Source organism: Bacillus sp. FJAT-27225, assembly GCF_001685025.1.
GTDB lineage: Bacteria > Bacillota > Bacilli > Bacillales > Cytobacillaceae > Bacillus_D.
Genome location: NZ_MAYU01000021.1, coordinates 374,605 through 395,874, shown reverse-complemented (window position 1 = coordinate 395,874; position 21,270 = coordinate 374,605). Strand labels below are relative to the sequence as shown.

Sequence of the window (21,270 nt, the reverse complement as noted above, 5' to 3'; positions counted from 1 at the left end):
GCCTTTTCCTATAAAATGGCTTATTGGGGGTTAACCCTATTCATATAGTATTAATGATAGGAGTTCATATATATGCACGAAACAAAACCATATAGAGTTTTACTGTATTATAAGTATGTCCACATTGAGAATCCAGAGGAATTTACAGCTCAGCATCTGAAGTTCTGCAAGGAGCTTGGCCTGAAGGGAAGGATTCTGATTGCATCAGAGGGAATCAATGGAACTGTATCTGGAACCATTGAACAAACAGATGACTATATGAAGGCAATGAGGGAAGACCCTCGTTTTGCTGATATGGTATTCAAGATCGATGAAGCGGAAGGGCATGCGTTTAAAAAGATGCATGTTCGCCATCGAAGCGAGCTTGTTACTTTAAGGCTTGAAGACGATGTCGACCCGAACCAGGTGACCGGCCAATATTTAAGCCCAAAGGAATTTTATGAAGCAATGCAGGATCCGGATACGGTCGTTATTGATGCACGGAATGACTATGAGTATGACCTTGGCCATTTCCGCGGTGCGATACGTCCTGACATTAAAGCGTTCCGCGAGCTTCCGGACTGGATTCGCGAGCATAAAGACGAGTTGGAGGGCAAAAAAGTCCTGACGTATTGCACAGGCGGGATTCGCTGTGAGAAGTTCTCAGGCTGGCTTGTGAAGGAAGGCTTTGAGGATGTTGGACAGCTGCATGGCGGAATTGCAACATATGGTAAGGACCCTGAGGTAAAGGGACAGCTGTGGAATGGCAAAATGTATGTCTTCGATGAGCGTATTTCCGTGCCAGTCAATCAGGTTGAGCATGTTGTTGTCGGAAAAGATTACTTCACTGGTGAGCCGTGTGAACGGTATGTGAACTGTGCCAACCCTGAGTGCAATAAGCAAATCCTTTGCTCCGAGGAAAACGAGCATAAGCATCTTCGTGGCTGTACTCATGAATGTCGGGTTCACCCACGTAATATGTATGTGAAAGAACACGGGCTAACTGGAGAGCAGGTAGCCGAACGCCTTCGCGCGCTAGGAGACGAAGTGCCTTCTCGATAATCGATAAAAAGGAGACCATCCAAACTTTGGATGGTCTCTTTTAGTTATATTATAAAAGAGTGAGGAGCCAATTCTTTAAGTCGACAATTCGTAATTTTTCAGGGGTAGAATCCGTCCCTGCTACAATAAGGGGTACGATGCTATCCTGCTTATGCAAACCGCCATGCCCGGCTCCTCCAAGGTGAACGGGAGATCCTTCTCCGGCAAATTCATATCCTGGCCTTGCGCTTACCACGAGGAAGTCCCCTTCATGAGAAAAGAGGGAGCTGTATAATCTTGCCAAGGCATCAGGATAATCCCTATATGAAATTATCCCCGAATTTAGTTTAAGGTCCAAAATGGCGTGGTTCCCGGACAGATCCCAAGTTTGCCCATACTGATCCTTGTGGACACCATTCCTCCTAAATCTTAATTCGCCCACATAGTCTGTAGACCTAACAGCAATATCTTCACCTATTTTCCAGGCTATAATATCAATTCTTTTTTCCCCTTGGAGCTCTTTAACGATACTTTCAAGCGGTACCGTTTCAAGGTTGAGCGAATAAATATAAGCCATTCTATCGTTCACTGCAAGGATCACTTCGTCCGAAGGCATAATCCCTTTTCGCAGCCCCATGATTTTAAAAGAATGAAGGATTGTTTTTAAATTGATGACAGCCTCTGACCGCTTGGAATGCACCCATGCTTGCCCATTGTCTCCCATTGCGATCCAGATGTTTTCACTCAAAGCTTTCTCCCAATCACCATACAGATCAAGGATTTTTTGAATTTGTTTATCTGCGTTTTTAATTCCCTTCAAATCCATCCTTCCATTTTTGTGGATTCGCTGGTCAAGGTCTGGCAAATATACAATTGAGAAAGAAGGAAGATTATTGGATTTGATTAAATGCCGTAGCTGATGAACAGATGATAAGTCGTTTACGCCGCCTTTCTGCCAAAAATGCTGATATTGCATTGAAGGGGAAAGGCGGGCTAACCTTCCGTATGCAAAATACTTAGGAGCGTGCACTTGATGCTTCTTAATATTAGTAAATGCTTTTGCGAGCCAAGGTATCTTTAATGATTGCAGAACGGGGCCCTTGAAAATAAGGGCATTAATGGAAGCGGAAGACTTCCCCATCCTATCCAGGTCCTGATGAATCGTAGTTACATTATGGCTGATATGACTCTCGTTCATATTAAATAACAAATCCTCAACCGACTTGCTTAGGCCCAGTTTGAATAGCTCACGATAATGGGTTCCGTAGTTAACGAGTCTGTTTTCTTTCTTATTAAACCACACCAAGCCTGGAATCTTATGTTGATGGCAATACGTGCCTGTCAGTAGGGTTGTATCCACATTTACTGACATGGTCGGAAATGGAGCAACAATATTTGGATAATAGTTCCCTTTCTCTTTCAAGAATTTCAATGCGGGAGCCATACCCGTCTGCATCGCCTCTACCAAAGGCCCATCCATAAGTGTATCAACGATGATCAAAATAATCGGTTTTTTAGTCGGTTTCCCGTCCGTGTCATTTAAATGCATAGCCTTCCCCCGCTTTTTCTTTTTAATATGTTCCTCAATCACTTGAAACAACCCTTAGTTTCCAAAAAAGACAGCCATTTCTTTGAAAAAAATAAGCATCTGCTATCATAAACTCGGATTTAGGTGAAACCATAAAAGAGGCAGTAATTTTAATTGGGAGAGTGCAGTGTGGACTTCAGGGTAGTAACTTTTAATATTCATCATGGGATCGGAGTTGATAAAGAACTCGATTTAGGACGGATTGCCTCACTCTTAAAGAGTTTGGATGCGGATATTATCGGTCTCAACGAAGTAGACCGCTTTTTTTCCGAACGAAGTGCATTTCAAGACCAGGCGAAATATTTGGCAAAGGAATTACAATATGATCATGTTTTTGGGCCCGCAGTAACGATGGAAGGCCTCGATGGTAATGAAAAAAGACAATTTGGTAATGCGTTACTAACCCGTTTGCCAATTATTGAACCAAAGAATTACCCTTTTGATTTTTTGCCAAAAGTAATCGAAGACAGAGCCCTCCTTGAGGTAGCCTTAAAAACTGGGGACCAGACGTTGAAAGTCTTTGTCACCCACTTAAGCCTTGCTTTGTTTCAGCATAAAAAACAATCTTCATTTATTCTTAACAAAGTCAATGAAATCAAAGGACCATCCATTGTGATGGGGGATTGGAACATGACTCCGCGGTCCAGGACGTGGCGGAGAGTAACAGAACAGCTTACCGACGTATGGACTGAAACTCATCAACGTTCATCGGGAGGGCATACATTTCCATCAAGACGCCCATTTAGGAGGCTGGATTATATTTTTGTCAATCGATACTTTAACGTTGTTGATTGTGAGGTTGTTACAAGTGAGAGGGAGATCTCGGATCATCTTCCTGTTTTGGCCACGTTAACATTTTCTGGCCAAAGTACAGAGGAGGGGAGTTCAAAGCTAAACCTAGAGTAAGGGGATAAGGATATTGTGAAACAGTATATTTTATCGGTTTGGACTATATTGGATCCTTTTTATTATAAGTTCACGAGACTGACCTACGTCTCGGATTCCTTAGTAAGCCGAAATATATTCCGGGTTAGATTGACCAGGTATAAGGGCAAGGAGCTAATTCTGTCCGATGGATTGCATATTAAGAAAAGTGATTTATTGGTAAAAATCCATTTGCATAATGTCCGACTTTTAAAAGAACTTTATCAAATGAATAGTGAAATAAAGAGGGCCAAGACCATTTATAGGTTAGTTGAGAGGTCTTTGCCAGGGATTGAAACGTATATACGCGATCATAAGCGCTCAAGTGAAATTAAAGGGATTATCGGAATCACAACTTTATGTACTGGAAGTGACAGATTGGGATTCGAGGTTTTTTCTATCTCACATCCTTTTTATAGATGGTTAAAGTGGATCACGTTCTTGCCCATTGCGTTTTTGGCATCAACTAGCTTTTCTATAAAAAGGATAAAAAAATCTCCTCCGGGATATTTAGTTATGTCTAAGGATAAACTTGGAAGACTTTACAACTCAAATAAGTAATACAAAAAGACTGTTAACAATAGTTAACAGTCTCATTAAACAGCTGGATTGGATTCTGTTTTGCCAATTGGCAAAGCTATCTGGTGAAGTGTAATTTCCGGGCGGCTCCCAACACGAATATTTACTCCTGTTTGTCCAAGACCTTCATTTATATAGAAAGGTTTGCCATCATGAGTGTGAAGTCCCTTAATCATATTCATCCGGACGAGCTTTCCCATTTTTACAAGATGGTAAGCTTTAGGATAACAAATTTGTCCACCATGAAAATGACCTGCCATTAAATAATCGTACTGATAATCTTTCATATGAAGGACAATATTGGGGTCGTGAGTCAATACAATTTTGGGTCCGTTGTTAACGTGTGAATAAGATGCTCTCAAATTGCTTCGGCCGGTACTAAAGTCATCGATACCAATGATGTTCACTAAGTCGCCATTGGCGGAAAGCAGCTTGCTTTCATTTTGTAGGAGAGTAACGCCGTAATTTTGAAGGGTATCCTTTAAAAGTTGAAGATTTTCTCCGCGAAGGACATAATCATGATTTCCTAATACTGCAAACATCCCATATTTGGCGTTCAATTTGCCTAAAGCCTTTAAATAGGGTTCCAACTTGGGGATGGTGCGTTTTCGGTCCAAAAAATCTCCAGTGAGCGCAATCAAATCGATATCCTTATCTGATAGCTCCTCATATAACTGTTCTGGGGAAATTGATATATGTTCGAGGTGAAGGTCGGATAACTGCAATATGGTCAAGATAGAGTTCGTCTTTCCGCCAATTTCGATTTTATTTATAACGACTTCCTTCGTATTCTTATAAGCACGTAAAATAGCCCAAGATAAGACCAAAAGAATTGCTACAACATAAAGTATGTTCATTTATCCACCTCCTCCTTTGATTATACAGGGGGATCGGCTCTTAGAACCAAGGTAATTGATGGAACTACGTACGGAATGATAGAGGTGATAACATGGAAAAGGGTTCTGCCAGCAAACGAATATTATTTTTGCCGTTCCTGCAAATCCCTTCAGGCCACCATCAGGTCGCCAAAGCTTTAATGGATGGAATCCAATCGAAGCATCCTTCTGTCCTTTGCGAAGCGGTCGATATCCTTTCCTATACCCTTGGAAAAGCAGAGAATCTCGTTTCTTCTTTTTATCTTGGATGGATAAAACGTTTTCCACGAATTTATAGCACTGTTTATCGGTGGAATGTATACAGCAACCTCGAAAAAGAAAAACGATTTTGGGTATACGAAAGGATTTTTCTCAAAGCCATGAAAAGGTTGATAAATGAGAAAAACCCTGACCTTATCGTCTGTACACACGGCCTGCCGTCGTATTTACTGAATCATTTAAAAGCAAGTGGGAATTTATCAATACCTGTTATAAATGTCTATACTGATTTTTTCATTCATAAAGTGTGGGGAAAGGCATATATTGACTTTCACTTTGTTCCTACCGATGACGCGAAAAAATACTTAATCGAAAATGGGATTGTAGAAGACCGAATCTATCTGACTGGTATCCCGGTCCATCATAAAATCTCCATCAGCGGCCCTGTTCTACGAACCAACCCGCCAAAACCTTTGACAGTACTCGTTACAGGCGGGAACCTGGGGGTAGGAGCGATTGAAGAGTTAATTTTAAAAATTGGTCATACTTCTCCTAATCATTATTTAATTCTTTGTGGGACCAATAAAGCTCTTTTTCAAAAAATTAAGGATCTTAATAAACATAATCTGATACCAATTGACTATATATCGTGCAGACAAGAAATGAATGCATTATATGACATGGCAGATGCAATCCTTACAAAACCAGGTGGAGTAACGATTAGCGAATGTATCATGAAAAGAAAACCAATTTTTAATTATCATGCTCTGCCTGGCCAGGAAGAAATTAATCTGAGAATCCTTAAAAATCTGGGATTAATTTATGAACTGAAGCCATTAGAATATGCAGGTAAGTCAATTGACGATCAGCTTGAAGCATTTTTTAAAGACAGCCAACTTCTAAGCAAATACCACGGCAGGGTAAATCATTATATTCAGCCTATATTGAAAAGAGACCCATTGGCTATTCTTGAGGAAATTGTGTTTTCCGAGTAAAGACCTTGCAAGTTGTCTTTTTATACTTATTAGTTGAAAAAGTATAAAATCAATCTTATAATGAAACCGTACACAAAAAATATAACAATTGGGAGGAATGGACAATGGCTAAACACGAATTGCCAGCTTTACCTTATGCTAATGATGCACTTGAACCTCACATTGATGCACAAACAATGGAGATTCACCATGATCGCCACCACGCTACATATGTAAACAACTTGAATGCTGCGCTTGAGGGCCATGATGACCTTGCAAGCAAATCCGTTGAGGAATTGATTGCCAATCTGGATGCAGTTCCGGAAAATATCCGCACAGCAGTCCGCAACAATGGCGGCGGGCATGCGAACCACAGCTTGTTCTGGACACTTCTATCACCAAATGGAGGCGGTGAACCAACAGGTGAAGTTGCAGAGGCCATTAATTCTGCGTTTGGCAGCTATGACAATTTCAAAGCTGAATTCACGAAAGCCGCTACTACACGCTTCGGTTCCGGTTGGGCATGGCTTGTTGTGGATAACGGACAATTGGCTATTACAAGCACCCCAAACCAGGACAGCCCTGTAATGGAAGGCAAAACACCTATCCTGGGCCTTGACGTTTGGGAGCATGCTTATTACCTCAAGTATCAAAACAAGCGTCCTGACTATATTTCAGCTTTCTTCAATGTGATTAACTGGGATGAAGTGAACAAGCTCTACGCTGCAGCGAAATAGAAAAGCTTAGAAAAGACTTTTTTATACTATATATGTTGAACTTGAATATTGGAGAGAAAAGGCGCGAAGACTCCTGCGGGAGCGCAGCGTGACAGGTGAGACCCCACAGACGCCAACGGCGGCGAGGAGGCTCACCGCACGCCCCGCGGAAAGCGAAGCGCCTCGCGACAGGGAAAAAGCGCCTGTCTCTGCGATCTTAATTCTCAGAAGCTTCCCTTTATGGAACGGAAATCAACAGACGTATTTAGAAAATATTAATTTCAATCTATATAAAACAAAAACCACTTTCGGCATTCATTGCTGAAAGTGGTTTTTTAGTTAAACACAATCCTGAATTTGCAGTGGTTATCAGCTTCAGTTTTGCAGCTGATCCTTTCAACTTTTTCAGTCTGAAGGACTTTTCTGAGCATCCTTGTTTCACAGCGGCATGCTTCCTTATGTTGATTTGCAACAGCAAGAATCGGGCAATTGTATTCAATTAATTCATACGTATTTTCATCTATCTGGACACCAGCAGCCATGTAGCCTTTTTCATTTTGAATCGAAACAAGCTCCTGAATTTTTTCGGGATTTGACTTATTGTCGACCCTTTCAGAATATTCCAGGGTCAATCTTTCCTCGCGCTTTTGAAAAAGGCTCTTTACCGCTATTTCTCCATATAAGTCCTGTATATCATTCAGAAATTCAAGTGTAATTCCCTCATAATTCTTCGGAAACAACTTTTCCCCTTTTTCAGTCAAGGTAAAAATCTGCAACGGCCTGCCCATAGGCTGTTTTAATTCCCGGGATTGGATAAGTCCGTCATTTTCAAGCACGCTAAGATGCTTCCGTACAGCCATATGCGTAATATTTAACTGGCCGGTAAGGTGGGTGACTGTCATTGATGCTTCTTTTTTTAAAAGTTCCAGAATCTTGTCCTTAGTCGATTTTCTGGTCTCTTCCAAGTAGTATCCTCCCATCAAAATCACATTTCTGTATTAATTATACTATAAAGTATAAAAAATAAGAAGAAGAGTCGATAATAGGAGCTTTAACCAGTGGCCCAAAAGCAGCTGCATACTAATCACACTATATAGGTTTAGTGGTGTTTAGCAAAGGGAATACATGTGAAGTCGTTTTCTATATAGCGAATATTACCATTTATACGAATTATTTTATGATTATTATTATTTTAAAAAAACTTACTTTTATAGTTCAAATCCCTAAGAATCAGCATTTTTCCAACAAAATCAGACTATTACCAAAAATAGTTTTTGACAACATATGCAGTGAAAAAGTATCATTGCATAATATGAGGAGGAGAAAGACGATGTCAAACTACAATAAACAGAAAATTGTGGACAGTGTTCCGCAAACAGGCTTCTTTGGACATCCAAAAGGCTTGTTCACACTTTTCTTCACAGAGTTCTGGGAACGTTTCTCATATTATGGTATGAGGGCAATCCTCGTTTTTTACATTTACTATGAAACTTCCCAAGGCGGCTTAGGGCTGCCAGAAAAAACTGCGTTAGCGATTATGTCCATTTACGGGGCCCTCGTTTATATGTCGGGGATTATCGGCGGCTGGCTCGCTGACCGTATATTTGGTACATCAAAAGCCATTTTCTATGGTGGTATTTTAATTATGCTCGGTCACATCGCCCTTGCAATACCGGGCAGTGTTGAACTATTTTACGTGTCGATGGTTTTTATTATCCTTGGTACAGGATTATTGAAACCAAACGTTTCCTCGGTTGTAGGAGACTTGTATGCTGATAATGATGACCGCCGTGATGCCGGCTTCAGTATCTTCTATATGGGGATTAACATGGGTGGTTTCCTTGCGCCGCTTATTACAGGCCACTTCATGAAAACCAGCTTCCACCTAGGCTTCAGTGTAGCGGCAGTAGGTATGTTCTTCGGTCTTCTTCAATTTTACTTCACGAAGAAGAAGAACCTCGGCCTTGCTGGTACTCAGGTACCGAACCCGCTTTTGCCTGAAGAAAAGAAAAAGGTATATTCTTATATCGGAATTGGCGCAGCCGTTCTTTTAGCAATTATTATTATTGGTGTGTCAACTGGCAGCTTGACAATTGTCGGCTTTGTTGACATTGTAAGTATTCTTGCACTACTTATCCCAACCATCTATTTTATTGTTATGTACCGCAGCCCTAAAACAAATTCGGACGAACGTTCACGTTTGCTTGCATATATCCCGCTGTTCATTGCTTCTATTATGTTCTGGGCTATCCAGGAACAGGGATCAACCATTCTTGCAAGCTATGCGGACAAGCGTACAGACTTGAACTTTGCCGGCCTTGAAATTTCTCCGGCATGGTTCCAATCTCTAAACCCGTTATTTATTATTTTCCTTGCGCCAGCATTTGCATGGATGTGGGTAAAACTTGGTGATCGCCAGCCAACCATTCCGCAAAAGTTCTCCTTGGCGCTATTGTTTGCAGGTTTATCCTTCCTGGTTATCCTGCTGCCTGGGTACCTAACAGGAACTGAATCATTGGTTAACCCATTATGGCTTGTTTTGAGCTACTTTATCGTTGTTCTCGGGGAATTGCTTCTGTCGCCAGTTGGTTTGTCAGCCACAACGAAACTGGCACCTGCGGCATTCTCAGCACAGACAATGAGCCTTTGGTTCCTATCAAGCTCTGGTGCACAAGCACTGAACGCCCAATTGGTTAAGTTCTATTCACCTGAAAATGAGATTTCTTACTTTGGTCTTATAGGTGGAGCTTCGATTGTTCTTGGTATTATCTTGTTCTTCATCTCTCCTAAGATTCAAAGCTATATGAAGGGCATCCGATAAGGCATGAAATAGTTTAATTTAAAAATACAACACCCGTATTCCTAAACAGGATGCGGGTGTTTTTTTATGCACTTTTTTGTTCGACAATGTTGCAGGCAGTATTTCCAGGAAGTGAATAAATTAACGAGCTTTTTAAGTCAGAACTGAGAGAAGTTTTGAATTTTTTTACCTAAGTGGAAGATTTTGATAGTAATTCAAATAAGCCTGTAGTAGAATGGATGACACGGAATTTTTGTTTCGTTTTCCGTAATAAAAGGTCCGTCACACACATATAAGGGGTGAATAGGGGTTTTTTAATGTTTACGGAATGCTGAAGGGGGAGGAATTACATATGCATAGCATTCGCTGGGTTTGGGGGTATATCAGGATATATAGGGGGAGATTCATTCTTGCTTTGATGATGGCGCTTGTTGTGACATCACTAAATCTCGTTAACCCATATATAGCTGGTAAAATCATTGATGATGTAATCCTTGGAAATGAGAAAGGGATGCTGTTTTCGCTAATTGGAATCATGATTGGGGCGACCATTCTCAAAACGTTCATCCGTTACACGTATCAATTGATTTTCGAGCGAATCTCACAAAATGTTGTCTATACGATCAGGGGTAAGCTGTATGATAAGCTGAACCTGCTCGATTTTTATTTCTACGATAAAACAAAGACCGGCGATATTATGGCAAGGATGACCGGTGATATGGAAATGGTCCGGGTGTTTACAGCCTGGTCGATTTATATGATTTTTGAAAATGCGACGATTCTGCTGTTTGCGGTTGGCTTCATGTTTGCCATCCACCCTCAGCTTGCGCTGGCTATGCTTGCTGTCACACCTGTCATCGGTTTTTTTGCATACAGACTGACATTCGCAGTCGGTCCGACATTTTCTGAGATTCGCGGACAATTTGCAAAATTGAATTCAGTCGTTCAGGAAAATATTAGCGGAAACAGGGTTGTTAAGGCGTTTGCAAAAGAACAGTACGAAATCGAAAAATTCACCTCTGAAAATGAGGGATATAAGGAAAAGAATCTTGCCTCAGCCAAGGTTTGGGAAAAATTCCTGCCGGTACTTGATTCGCTTGCCGGAGTCTTCATTGTCGTCATGATCCTCGTTGGCGGGATAATGGTCATTAACGGTTCGCTATCACTTGGCGAGTTGGCAATGTTTAATGGCTTAATCTGGGCATTGAACAATCCCATGAGGATGGCAGGCTGGCTCATCAATGATGTGCAGCGCTTTATAGCTTCGGCCAAGAAGGTTGAAGAGCTTCTCAAAACTCCCGCTAAAATCCTCAATACTGCCGGAGGTAAGAAAGAACCGCTTAAGGGATATGTTGAGTTCAACCAGGTGTCCTTTAGCTACGGCGATGAAAACGTTTTGAACGATGTTAGCTTTAAAGCAGAGCCCGGGCAGACAGTTGGGATTATCGGTGCAACTGGTTCAGGGAAATCAACAGTGGTTAATCTGCTTAACCGTTTTTACGATGCCGACAGCGGCGAGGTTAAGGTAGATGGGACGAATGTAAAGGAATGGGATATCGAAAGACTTCGTGAAAACATGGCAATGGTTATGCAGGATATTTTCCTGTTTTCAGACACAATCGAAGGGAATATTGCATATGGCAATCCTGATGCGCCATTTGAAGCCGTAAAAGAAGCTGCGAGGATGGCGGAAGCGGATGAGTTCATCGAGGAACTGCCTGAGGGCTATGACACCATTGTCGGGGAGCGTGGTGTCGGACTTTCCGGAGGCCAAAAGCAACGGATAGCCCTTGCTCGGGCAATCTTAAAAAATCCATCCATCCTTGTTCTGGATGATACAACCTCGGCCGTTGATATGGAAACCGAACAACGGATCCAGGAAACTCTAAAGAAGATTTTAAAGGGAAAAACATGCTTTATTATTGCACACCGGATTTCTTCGGTTAAAGATGCCGATTTGATTATCGTGTTGGAAAAAGGGCGGATTATTGAGCGCGGCACACATGAGGAATTGCTTATGGCAAAAGGCTATTACTATAAAGTATTTGTGAATCAGCATGGCGGATTTGCGGACATTACAGCTGACAGGGAGGTGGCATACCAGCATGGCGCGGAATAAATTCGATGTGGATGAAGAACTGGAATCCCCTTTCAGGGTCATCCATTTAAAACGGCTGATGGGCTTTGTGAGGCCATACAATCGGAAACTGCTAATGGCTGTCTTGATTATGCTTGTTGCAAGTGCGGCCAATCTTGTCGGACCATACCTGGTCAAACTGGCAATTGATGATAAAATACCCGATGGTGATGTGCCTGGTTTGGTTCTGCTTGCAGGAATCTACCTGCTAGCACTAGTCGTGAGCGGATTATGCATGAAATTTAGAATCCGAATTATGACCCAGACTGGACAGAGTATCATTAGGGACATCAGAAAAGATTTGTTCACCCACTTGCAGAACCTGTCCTTTTCATTCTATGACAGCAGGCCGCATGGTAAAATCCTTGTCAGAGTCGTGAACTATGTCAATTCATTAAGTGATTTGCTGTCAAATGGAATTATCAATGTTATTACTGATTTATTCAGCCTTATTGTGATTGTCGGGTTCATGATTTCAATTGACCCGCAGCTGACTCTTTATGCAATGGCAGGCTTCCCGGTTCTGGCTGGTGTCATCCTTCTGTTGAAAAATGCCCAGAGAAAGGCGTGGCAAAGTGTCAGCAATAAACAATCCAATATGAATGCATACATCCATGAAAGCATCAGTGGAATAAAAGTAACCCAGGCGTTTACTAGGGAACATGAAAACAAACGGATTTTCAGCGAGGTATCAGGCAGCTACAGGAATTCATGGATGAGGGCAATTAAAATCCATTTCCTATTATGGCCCGCTATTGAAAATATTTCGGTTTTAACAGTCTCATTCATTTACTTTGCCGGTGTGTCTATGATCGGGGATGGTGTCACAGTCGGATCGCTGATTGCTTTTGTCGGTTACATCTGGATGTTCTGGACGCCGCTCGCAAACATTGGCAACTTCTATAATGCGATCATCAATGCAATGGCTTATTTGGAACGGATATTTGAGACGATGGATGAAAAGCCTGCCGTTCTTGATGCTCCGGACGCGAAAGAAATTCCTGAAATTCGCGGGCATGTTCAGTTCAAGCATGTGGTCTTTGCCTACGACGAGGGAGGCCGGGTTCTCGATGATGTCAGTTTTTCAGCAGAAGCGGGCGATACAATCGCGCTTGTCGGTGCGACCGGTTCAGGTAAAACAACTATCGTCAGCCTGCTTAGCCGCTTTTATGATATTACCGATGGGAAAATAGAAATTGATGGCATCGATATTAGCGGAGCCACCATCCACTCGCTTCGCCGGCAAATGGGCGTCATGCTCCAGGACCCATTTATTTTTTCAGGGACAATAATGGACAATATTCGATATGGGCGCCTCGATGCGACAGACGAAGAGGTTATTGAGGCAGCAAAAGCGGTCCAGGCACATGAATTTATCAGCTCTTTAAAGGATGGGTATTTTACAGAGGTGAACGAGCGGGGTACGAGGCTTTCAACCGGCCAGCGCCAGCTAATTTCATTTGCGAGGGCGCTGTTGGCCGACCCGAAAATTCTGATTCTGGATGAAGCAACCTCGTCAATTGATACCGAAACCGAGCTGGCTCTGCAAAAAGGGCTTGAAACACTATTGAAGGGCCGGACGTCTTTCATCATCGCCCATAGGCTGTCAACCATCCAAAATGCAACAAGGATTCTTTTTATTGATAAAGGGCGGATTGTTGAAGAAGGAACACATCAGCAACTTCTCAAGCGCCGCGGTTTATATTGGAAACTGCATGCATCACAAAAGGCAGTATGATCGTTCAAGAATGGAGGTCCCCAAGACTTATGGGGGCCTTTTGTTATGGAGAGAATGTTTATCGACTGGCATCAATTTAGTGTAGCTGTTTTAAATTGGTACCCATTTTTCCTTCAATTGGTGCTGTTTACGGAGTGGTGATTGTGGCTGAAGGTTGAAATTCGCGAACATACTCATTTTTCTCGGATATATGGTTAAAAGCCTCGGATAAACTTTAAGACGGCCACATTCAATAGTGAGTGGCGCTTGAATAATCGGTTTGAAATCCTTCTAGTGGCGGTCCGATTAACCGGAATCCTATGTCACATAACAAATCTCAATCCATATTTTATTGACAGCTTTTGTCATAAAAAGAGGAAATGTTTATTTTCCAGTTTAGAGGAATTTATGTAACAATTATTTCAATAGAAAGTCTATTATTGTGATTACGTTTTATCCGATGCAATATTTTGTAATCGATATGCACTTATCTTTACACCATTTTAATACAGAGCTGCATAGGATAAAGCGTGTTGCGTAATAAGGGGGATTGGGAAATGAAAAAGATTATGATTAGCCTAATGCTGTTGTTGTCTATTGTATTGTTCGAGGTACCGGCGTTGGCAGCGGGAGCGGGGGAATTCATTATTATAAATAAAGCCAATAACAAACTGGCTTATTATGATAATAACAAACTCGTAAAAACCTTCAAGGTTGGCACTGGACGAAAGCCTACCTATACACCTGAAGGAAAGTTCAAGGTTGTAAATAAAATCAAAAATCGTCCGTATTACAGTTCGAATATTCCTGGAGGCGATCCAAGAAACCCGCTGGGGGATAGATGGCTTGGCCTGAATGCCAGGGGCACATGGGGAACGACCTATGCCATTCACGGAAATAATAATCCATCCTCGATTGGCGGCTATGTCAGTGGCGGCTGTATCCGGATGTATGATAACGAGGTAGAATGGCTCTTCTCCCAGGTAGAGGTGAATACACCGGTCGTCATCACTACCTCCAGCAAATCCTTTGATTCCATCGCCGCGTCATATGGATTGAAAGGAACGGGTGGCGGTGCTGCCCCTGTTGCAGCCACACCAAGTGCAGTTCTGAAAAAAGGAATGAAGGGTCCAGTAGTGAAACAGCTCCAGACCATCCTGACAAAGAAAGGCTATAATACAAAGGGAATTGACGGGGCATTCGGTCCAGCAACTGAAGCGGCCGTAAAAAGGTTCCAACAGGACAACAAGCTAAAGGCAGATGGAATTGTCGGTACTACCACGAAGTCCAAGTTGGGAATATAATAACTAGCAGTATTTCGTTTACTGAATATGTTTAGGGAGGGCAGAAATGTCCTCCTTTTTCCTTTTTCAACTATTCTCAGGAACTATTCGATAGGGCGTTTCCTGCAAGGGTTCATTATTAATCATTGAGTGAATAGACTAGAAGAAGGTGTACAGGCCGTAGGAGGAGCAAAGAAGGGGAAGGTGGAGTGTTTGAAGGAAGATTTTATAAACATTAAGGTGGGAAAAAACAATTGGAAGAGGTACATATGCTCTTTCGTACTTATCATGATTTTTATGTTTATCGGCTCTGCGGTTTATTCCCTGGTGATGGATGGGTGGTTTGGAGGAAACCCAGGTACATACTATGACAGTGACAAGATGATATGGGTAAATGTGAATCCGGTGTATGATTTTGTGTTTTCCCATTTGATTTATGTGTTTTGGCTTGGCGGTATTGCACTTTGGATACGACTTGTTCATAAAAGGGGCTTAATCAGCCTGGTAACCCCTTATAGGAGTATAAATTGGAAAAAGATTTTTTGGGGCTTTGCGCTGTTTTTTTGTCTGCTCACAGGAACTACTGCCGCCGATTTTTTAATGAACCCAGAAGATTATTCCTTCAATACTTTTGATTCTATCGATTTTTGGCTCTTGTTTTTATCGGTACTGGTTTTGACACCAATTCAGACGACCACGGAAGAGGTGTTTTTTAGGGGGTATTTGATGCAGTGGGTTGGAAGGCTGGTCTCCACACCACTTGCTTTATCGGTCATAGCAGGAGGCATCTTCGGAGCATTGCATTTTTCAAATCCGGAAATGGGCTATTCGGCCGTCTTCGTTGGTGCGGATTATGTTCTTTCAGGTGTGATATGGTGCTATATCACGGCCCGTACAAACAGTGCCGAACTCTCAATTGGCGCGCATGCAGCAAACAATATGTTCATTGGCTGGTTCGTAACAATGGATAGCACGGTATACGGGAATATTCCTTCTTTGTTTGTTGTATCCAATATAAATCCTAAACTATCGTTTGTTTGGTCCATTATTGCGTTTTCTATTTTTGGGATTTTGTCGTTAAAAAAGTTTGCCGGACACAGTCATGCGTCTTGAAAGAATGTTTTCACATCTTGAACATCGAAGGCATCAGCAGGTTAGCGCTGATGCCTTCTTTGTCTAATAGAAAAGTATAGATCCATCCTCTTCTGAACATGTAAGGTAAACTGTGAAAAAAATAAGATGTAATGTTTATCCGGACAGCCCCGGCGAATTTTGTAAAACGATTCTCCAGCCGTCAGGGTCCGCAATTGTTATTCCAGCCTTCTTCCAATATGGATTTTCAGGTTCAACTTCTGGATAGCCCATCTCTGCCAGCCTTTTAGCGATTCTATCCCGCGCTTCCTTGTTAGGAATATAGAAAACTAGCAAATTATCCTCGGTTGGTGCTGGGCAGGGGCTGCCAGATTCATGCCTGGTAAATTCGAGATGATAATGGCTGTCAGGGAGACCAAGCATGACCCCATCGTAGCCTTCATGGTCTTTGAAAGAAGCGATAACCTTCAAGCCAAGCCCGTCCCTGTAAAAAGCCACAACTTCCTGCAATTTATCAGTTGGGCGTGCCACTCTGAATTGAACAACAGGTAATAACTCTGACCAAGAATTCGACATTCCTTTACCTCCAATTCGTTTTATAACCCCAGTGTATCTTACATTCACTGCTTTGTTGCCATACAGAAGCCTTAAATCCTCTACTCCATTGGTCGTACTTTTTCCAAGATAGGCTACTTGTTTCCCAGTATACTAAAATCCTTCTGTAAACCTCGAGTGTGGCCTTCCGTTTAAGATAATAATATTAAGGGGAAAGTAATCCAGACATAGAGGTTTAGTTAGGAGGCCTCCTTTTTTGGATACTCTGTTGTATATAATCTATGCTTTTTGTTATATTGCCTTATTCGTTTGGGGTTTAAGAATAAATAAAGAGAATGGCTGGCTTTCCCCTGAAAACGCCTTATTTCTAGTAACAGCAGGCCTTATTTATGATAACGCGATATTGGCTTCAGGAAGCTGGATTGGTAAGGGGGAAACCCTAGAGAACATGAATTTGGTGCGTTATTGGCTGCATGGGCTTTTTACTCCTACCCTCGTATTGTTTGCGTGGACAGCCATGAAACGGGCGGGAGTCAGATGGATCAAACAAAAACCTTCTTTTCTAATTGCAGTGGCTATCACGGTTATTCTAATCGTGTTGGAATTAGCGGCAGAAACGGTGGGCATCAGATTGAAGCCGGACACCGAATATGGGGTTTTAAGTTATGAACCTGCAGAACAAAATAGTGGTCCGCCGATGATGGTCATGGCAGTATCACTGATCCTGCTCTTTTCGTCTCTGGCTGTCTGGAAAAAGCAAGGCTGGAAGTGGATGGCGATTGGTGTGATTCTAATGGGACTTGGGAGTGCAATTCCAATCCCTGTGGATAGCAATGCCGCGGTTAATGGGTTTGAACTGATTTTACTTACCTCATTATGGGCAACGAAAAGGCATCAGGAAGCAAGAATGGAAGCAGAAAGTTAACCGGAAAGCTCGCCGTTAGGCGGGCTTTCTTTTGTAAATACAAGATGCTTGTCCAGGGATTCCCTGTCAAAAATATCCCGCATTAAGTGTCAGTAAGCCTCTTCCAGAGGCAACTGACCCTAAATGCCCGATTGGTGAGATACAGTGAAACTAGCCGCTGTGAACTTCAGCGGCATAGTTGAACCAATCGGGTTCGTAGTGGCGCTTATTCGGCACGCTCTTAGGCGAATTAGCGACAGTAGAACGGGACTAACAAACAGTGGAAAATCGCCACTGTTTGAAGTTTCACTTTATGATTGCAACCTTTTTCTGGGTGAAAGAGTCTATTCGTTTAGGGAAACTTTTGCCAGAGGGAGGGAGCTTTCGATGAACAAATTTGAATTTGTAAACAAGGATTATCAAATGCTTGACCAAAAGAAAAGGCAATTTACATTTCATGATGGTACACAAGTAAGGAAAAAACCGATAAAACTTGTATTATCTGTTGCGGCAGCTCTCGTTGTAATTGTAGGGACTGCTATTTACTTTTTTCAGAATGATGAAGCCCGAAAGAATCAGGAAGAGGGAGCCTACTCAGCATCCGAAGAAGGAAATCCTAAAGAGCAGGCTGAACCTGCAATGAAATTGGAGCAAATAGGGCTGCCAGATGATTTCAAGGCAGAAACGTTAAATCCTGGGATAAAGGCAGACTATAAGTTGAATTTAAGGATGATAGAGGAAAACAAATTTGAGGCAAGTGCATCGATAGATATCGAGAATCTATCATCAGCAAATTTAAGTAACATACCCTTTAACTTTTCTATGAATCAAGTTGGCGAGTTAAGTAGAGCGAAATGCAAGGAAAGAGTCTTTTCATGGGCAGTTGATCAATGCATCAGTAACTTGAAGGATGGGGGAGCATTTGAATTAAAGTCAATCAAACTCAACGGAGAAAAAATGAATTATCAATTCGATGAGACGGTTGTTAAGCTTGACCTTCAGAGGGCTTTCAGTTCAAGAACGAAAGCAAGGGTAGACTTTGATTATACATTCTCTTTACCTCAATTTTTCACTGAAAATGAAACGTATAACCTGCTGCAATGGCACCCGATTGTTCCGCAGATTGACAGGAAGGAATGGCAGTTAACTTCTTCGTCTCCCGGCAATTTTGATTTTACGTATGAGCTGGTAAAGGATTTTCATGTGGTTACTTCGGGAATCGACCCGGAAGAGGCTCAAAGGGCTGGAATGCAAAATGAAAAAGGCATTCCTGAGATGTTTGTCATGCTTTGGCCTCATAAAGCAGCAAAAGAAACAAAAGTGAAGGAACTCTCAATAAGGGTTTTTGCTGAAAAAGGCCAGGAATCACGAGTGGATCAGAGTATTGAAACGGCGGCAAACGTGATTTCCTTCTTTGAAGAGAAATTGGGGGAATATCCCTACAGGCAGCTGGACCTCATTCTTTCCAAGGAAAGAGAAGGAAGTTATCCGGGAATTGTCTTTGTTCCTGAAAAGCGAAAAACGGTTAATCCTATTTACCTTAAAGTGGAAGAAGATGAACATCGCGCCTTAATTTATCGTATCGCTCAACAATGGTTCCATGGGCATGTGGAGGTAGATCGATTTAAAGATACATGGATGGTGGATGGGTTTGCTGAATTTGCTGCCTGCTTATATTTACTTGAGCACGAGAAGTGGAGTGAGAAAGATAGCTTTGCGCTGGCACAAGAAGTCAATGATTTTTTTGGAGTGAGGGAAGATTTGAATTCCAATCTGCCACTATCCGACTATCGCGGTTCAATGGGAGGTCATTTCGCTTATACAAGGGCACAGCCGGCTGTTGAACTATGGCGGATTTCTCGTCCATATGGTGCCAATGGGGGACTTTCGTTCTTGAGAACATATCTTGAAACATATTCCGGGAAAAAGTTATCCAGCTTCGAGTTTATCCGGTTTTCAAAAGAGTATTTTAAAGTTGGGGACGGAATGTTTGCCAAGTGGCTGGACTATAATCCATATGCAACAAATGAAGGCATAGAGTCGTTTAAGCTTTAGGAAAAAATCGGCAGGGAGGACTTATGGATAAATTCAAATTCGTAAACAAGGAGTTTGAGAGATTAGGAGGTTCGCGAAAGTATAAAGAATTTAGTTTTGAGCGGATCGATACCAGGCAAACCGTTTTTCTTGGAAAAAAACAACTCGTTTTAATCGCTGCTATAATCATTTTCGGATTAGGAATGTATTTTAGTAAAGGCCTCATCGTCCAACTAATGAAGGGTGATTCAGCGGATGTGGCTGTGAAAACAGACGGAGTTCAATCATCCCATGGAAAAAGGCCCGTTAAAGTAAATAAGGCCGGACTTAGTCCTGATTTTAAACCAGAGGTACTGAAAACCGGAAGTAAGGCTGTCTATAACTTTGATATCCAGATGCCAAAAGAAAATGTATTTAATGTTAAGGCGAAGATAGGTTTAACAAATACATCCAGCCTAAACTGGAATGAAATCCTGCTTTACTTTTATTTGAATCGGATGGGCACGAATGCAAGACTAAAGTGCTATTCGAAAGGGGGGCTTGCGTTTGAAGCATGCCTAAAAAAGGTTGGGGGCGGTGAGGTAAAGGTAGAATCTGTCCAGTATAACGGAGAGCCTGTTAAGTATTTTCTCGAGGAGGACAGATTAAGGCTTTACCCTTCCTCTACGTTAAACAAAGGAAAAACAGGAAATATCGAAATAAAGTATACATTTTCACTCCCAGGTATGTATCAAGAGAACGGCAGTTATAACTTACCCCAGTGGTATCCGCTTGTACCGGATTTTGATGGCAGCTGGAATCTTCTGCCTTATTTTGAACAGAAGGATACGTACACTTCCGCGGAGGCAGAGTATACTATTCACTATCAGCTTTTTAAAGATTTCAATATCGTCTCATCAGGCAGTGATCCTGCGACAAAGGCAGCTGCAGGTACGATCAAGGCTAACGCTTTAAATGAGTGGTACCTGATGCTCCTGGACGGGTTTGTTCAAGAGGAAGCAAAAGTAAACGATATGACAATTCGCGTCCATTTCGAACAAGGTAAACAATCTGATGGCGAACATGCCCTGAAGGCTGCAGCCGAGGCAGTTTCCTTTTTTGAGGAAAAACTTGGGCCATATCCATATAAACAGTTGGATATTGTTTTAACAAAGGCTAACCGTGGCAGCTATCCGGGCTTGATTCTTGTTCCTGAGAACAGAAGGGAGGGGATGAGTATGTTTGCAAGGATAGAGGAAACGTTGGAGCATGCTGTTGTCGTGCAAACAGCCCAGCAATGGTTTTATGGGAAAGTCCTGTTTGACCGTTACAGGGATTTGTGGCTTCAATACGGCCTTTCTGAATTGGCTGCATCGCTATACTTTCTTGATGGAAAACAGTTAACGGAGGAAGAAAGCTTTCAATACACATTGGAATATTTGAATGTATTAAAGGGATGGGAAAGCGGTAAAGCGAACCTTCCGCCGGAACAATATTACAGTACAACGAGTGGTTTGATCGTCCATACCCAATTAAAGCCTGCATATCGATTATGGGAGTTAATGAAGCCCCACAGCCAAAATGATAGATGGAATTTTCTGTCTGGCTATTTAAAGACATACTCGGGTAAAAAGATTGCAACGATTGAATTTATCCGCTTTGCCAAAAACTATTTTAAAGTGAATGATGAAAGTTTTGACGACTGGCTTAATTATAATCCGTATAGAGACGAATTCATTGAAATGAAACTGTAATAAAATTTATTTTAGTCAGTAGGAATGGCCTGCAATCATTGCTAAAAAGAGTGCATCAAAGTTGTATTTCTTTGAAAAAGGATGTAACTTATGATAGTGTTCATAAAATTACCATTCATA

17 protein-coding genes are annotated in these 21,270 nt (G+C 41.9%); 13 read left to right on the top strand and 4 right to left on the bottom strand.

Features of this window, described 5'->3' with window-relative positions; genetic code table 11:
• The first annotated feature begins 72 nt into the window (after positions 1–72).
• Positions 73–1,041: an oxygen-dependent tRNA uridine(34) hydroxylase TrhO gene (trhO, locus tag A8F94_RS13975; RefSeq protein ID WP_066201551.1), complete on the top strand. Its 969-nt coding sequence runs from the start codon at positions 73–75 to the stop codon at positions 1,039–1,041.
• Positions 1,042–1,090: 49 nt separating this feature from the next.
• Here the strand turns inward: trhO and A8F94_RS13970 are convergent, their stop codons facing one another.
• Entirely contained in the window at positions 1,091–2,611 is a 1,521-nt protein-coding gene (locus A8F94_RS13970; protein WP_368072787.1) for an alkaline phosphatase family protein, read from the bottom strand.
• A 126-nt stretch (positions 2,612–2,737) separates the two neighbouring features.
• On the opposite strand from A8F94_RS13970, the gene A8F94_RS13965 reads away from it, so the two are divergent.
• Both A8F94_RS13965 and A8F94_RS26665 read left to right on the top strand, forming a co-directional pair.
• Complete coding sequence (locus A8F94_RS13965; RefSeq protein WP_066201546.1) at positions 2,738–3,514, top strand: endonuclease/exonuclease/phosphatase family protein; 777 nt, start codon at positions 2,738–2,740, stop codon at positions 3,512–3,514.
• Between the two features lie 15 nt (positions 3,515–3,529).
• Positions 3,530–4,093, top strand: coding sequence for a YkoP family protein (locus A8F94_RS26665; protein WP_066201539.1), 564 nt, complete (start codon positions 3,530–3,532; stop codon positions 4,091–4,093).
• Between the two features lie 35 nt (positions 4,094–4,128).
• On the opposite strand, the gene A8F94_RS13955 is transcribed toward A8F94_RS26665, so the two are convergent.
• Entirely contained in the window at positions 4,129–4,968 is an 840-nt protein-coding gene (locus A8F94_RS13955; RefSeq protein WP_066201536.1) for a metallophosphoesterase, read from the bottom strand.
• A 92-nt stretch (positions 4,969–5,060) separates the two neighbouring features.
• Between A8F94_RS13955 and A8F94_RS13950 the strand changes: the two genes are divergently transcribed.
• Together A8F94_RS13950 and A8F94_RS13945 are read left to right on the top strand one after the other, a co-directional pair.
• Positions 5,061–6,200: an MGDG synthase family glycosyltransferase gene (locus A8F94_RS13950; RefSeq protein ID WP_066201533.1), complete on the top strand. Its 1,140-nt coding sequence runs from the start codon at positions 5,061–5,063 to the stop codon at positions 6,198–6,200.
• Between the two features lie 104 nt (positions 6,201–6,304).
• Positions 6,305–6,916, top strand: coding sequence for a superoxide dismutase (locus A8F94_RS13945; protein ID WP_066201531.1), 612 nt, complete (start codon positions 6,305–6,307; stop codon positions 6,914–6,916).
• Positions 6,917–7,230: 314 nt separating this feature from the next.
• Here the strand turns inward: A8F94_RS13945 and A8F94_RS13940 are convergent, their stop codons facing one another.
• A complete protein-coding gene (locus tag A8F94_RS13940; RefSeq protein WP_254660857.1) occupies positions 7,231–7,860 on the bottom strand; it encodes a helix-turn-helix transcriptional regulator in 630 nt (209 codons plus the stop codon).
• 365 nt (positions 7,861–8,225) lie between these two features.
• Between A8F94_RS13940 and A8F94_RS13935 the strand changes: the two genes are divergently transcribed.
• From A8F94_RS13935 to A8F94_RS13915, 5 genes are all read left to right on the top strand, one after another.
• Complete coding sequence (locus tag A8F94_RS13935; protein WP_066201525.1) at positions 8,226–9,716, top strand: peptide MFS transporter; 1,491 nt, start codon at positions 8,226–8,228, stop codon at positions 9,714–9,716.
• A 331-nt stretch (positions 9,717–10,047) separates the two neighbouring features.
• A complete protein-coding gene (locus A8F94_RS13930; RefSeq protein WP_066201524.1) occupies positions 10,048–11,814 on the top strand; it encodes an ABC transporter ATP-binding protein in 1,767 nt (588 codons plus the stop codon).
• Positions 11,801–13,570, top strand: a complete 1,770-nt coding sequence (locus A8F94_RS13925) for an ABC transporter ATP-binding protein (protein WP_066201521.1) — start codon at positions 11,801–11,803, stop codon at positions 13,568–13,570. The genes A8F94_RS13930 and A8F94_RS13925 overlap by 14 nt, the downstream gene beginning before the upstream one ends.
• 536 nt (positions 13,571–14,106) lie before the next feature.
• Positions 14,107–14,853: a L,D-transpeptidase family protein gene (locus A8F94_RS13920; protein WP_066201517.1), complete on the top strand. Its 747-nt coding sequence runs from the start codon at positions 14,107–14,109 to the stop codon at positions 14,851–14,853.
• 192 nt (positions 14,854–15,045) lie between these two features.
• A complete protein-coding gene (locus A8F94_RS13915) occupies positions 15,046–15,945 on the top strand; it encodes a CPBP family intramembrane glutamic endopeptidase (protein ID WP_066201514.1) in 900 nt (299 codons plus the stop codon).
• Positions 15,946–16,080: 135 nt separating this feature from the next.
• On the opposite strand, the gene A8F94_RS13910 is transcribed toward A8F94_RS13915, so the two are convergent.
• The gene (locus tag A8F94_RS13910; protein WP_066201510.1) at positions 16,081–16,500 is read right to left on the bottom strand and encodes a VOC family protein; all 420 of its coding nucleotides are present in this window, start codon (positions 16,498–16,500) and stop codon (positions 16,081–16,083) included.
• Between the two features lie 235 nt (positions 16,501–16,735).
• On the opposite strand from A8F94_RS13910, the gene A8F94_RS13905 reads away from it, so the two are divergent.
• From A8F94_RS13905 to A8F94_RS13895, 3 genes are all read left to right on the top strand, one after another.
• On the top strand, positions 16,736–17,404 hold the full coding sequence (locus tag A8F94_RS13905) for a hypothetical protein (RefSeq protein ID WP_066201507.1): 669 nt from the start codon (positions 16,736–16,738) through the stop codon (positions 17,402–17,404).
• 366 nt (positions 17,405–17,770) lie between these two features.
• Positions 17,771–19,438: a hypothetical protein gene (locus A8F94_RS13900; RefSeq protein ID WP_066201504.1), complete on the top strand. Its 1,668-nt coding sequence runs from the start codon at positions 17,771–17,773 to the stop codon at positions 19,436–19,438.
• A 23-nt stretch (positions 19,439–19,461) separates the two neighbouring features.
• Positions 19,462–21,150: a hypothetical protein gene (locus tag A8F94_RS13895; RefSeq protein ID WP_066201501.1), complete on the top strand. Its 1,689-nt coding sequence runs from the start codon at positions 19,462–19,464 to the stop codon at positions 21,148–21,150.
• The last annotated feature ends 120 nt before the right edge of the window (positions 21,151–21,270 follow it).

Excerpts from the sequence above, each read along its gene's own strand:
- A8F94_RS13950 (WP_066201533.1), top strand. The coding sequence starts at position 5,061 with ATGGAAAAGGGTTCTGCCAGCAAACGAATATTATTTTTGCCGTTCCTG.
- A8F94_RS13955 (WP_066201536.1), bottom strand. The coding sequence starts at position 4,968 with ATGAACATACTTTATGTTGTAGCAATTCTTTTGGTCTTATCTTGGGCT.
- A8F94_RS13930 (WP_066201524.1), top strand. The coding sequence starts at position 10,048 with ATGCATAGCATTCGCTGGGTTTGGGGGTATATCAGGATATATAGGGGG.
- A8F94_RS13895 (WP_066201501.1), top strand. The coding sequence starts at position 19,462 with ATGGATAAATTCAAATTCGTAAACAAGGAGTTTGAGAGATTAGGAGGT.
- A8F94_RS13945 (WP_066201531.1), top strand. The coding sequence starts at position 6,305 with ATGGCTAAACACGAATTGCCAGCTTTACCTTATGCTAATGATGCACTT.
- A8F94_RS13925 (WP_066201521.1), top strand. The coding sequence starts at position 11,801 with ATGGCGCGGAATAAATTCGATGTGGATGAAGAACTGGAATCCCCTTTC.
- A8F94_RS13935 (WP_066201525.1), top strand. The coding sequence starts at position 8,226 with ATGTCAAACTACAATAAACAGAAAATTGTGGACAGTGTTCCGCAAACA.
- A8F94_RS13920 (WP_066201517.1), top strand. The coding sequence starts at position 14,107 with ATGAAAAAGATTATGATTAGCCTAATGCTGTTGTTGTCTATTGTATTG.
- A8F94_RS13900 (WP_066201504.1), top strand. The coding sequence starts at position 17,771 with ATGAACAAATTTGAATTTGTAAACAAGGATTATCAAATGCTTGACCAA.
- A8F94_RS13910 (WP_066201510.1), bottom strand. The coding sequence starts at position 16,500 with ATGTCGAATTCTTGGTCAGAGTTATTACCTGTTGTTCAATTCAGAGTG.
- trhO (WP_066201551.1), top strand. The coding sequence starts at position 73 with ATGCACGAAACAAAACCATATAGAGTTTTACTGTATTATAAGTATGTC.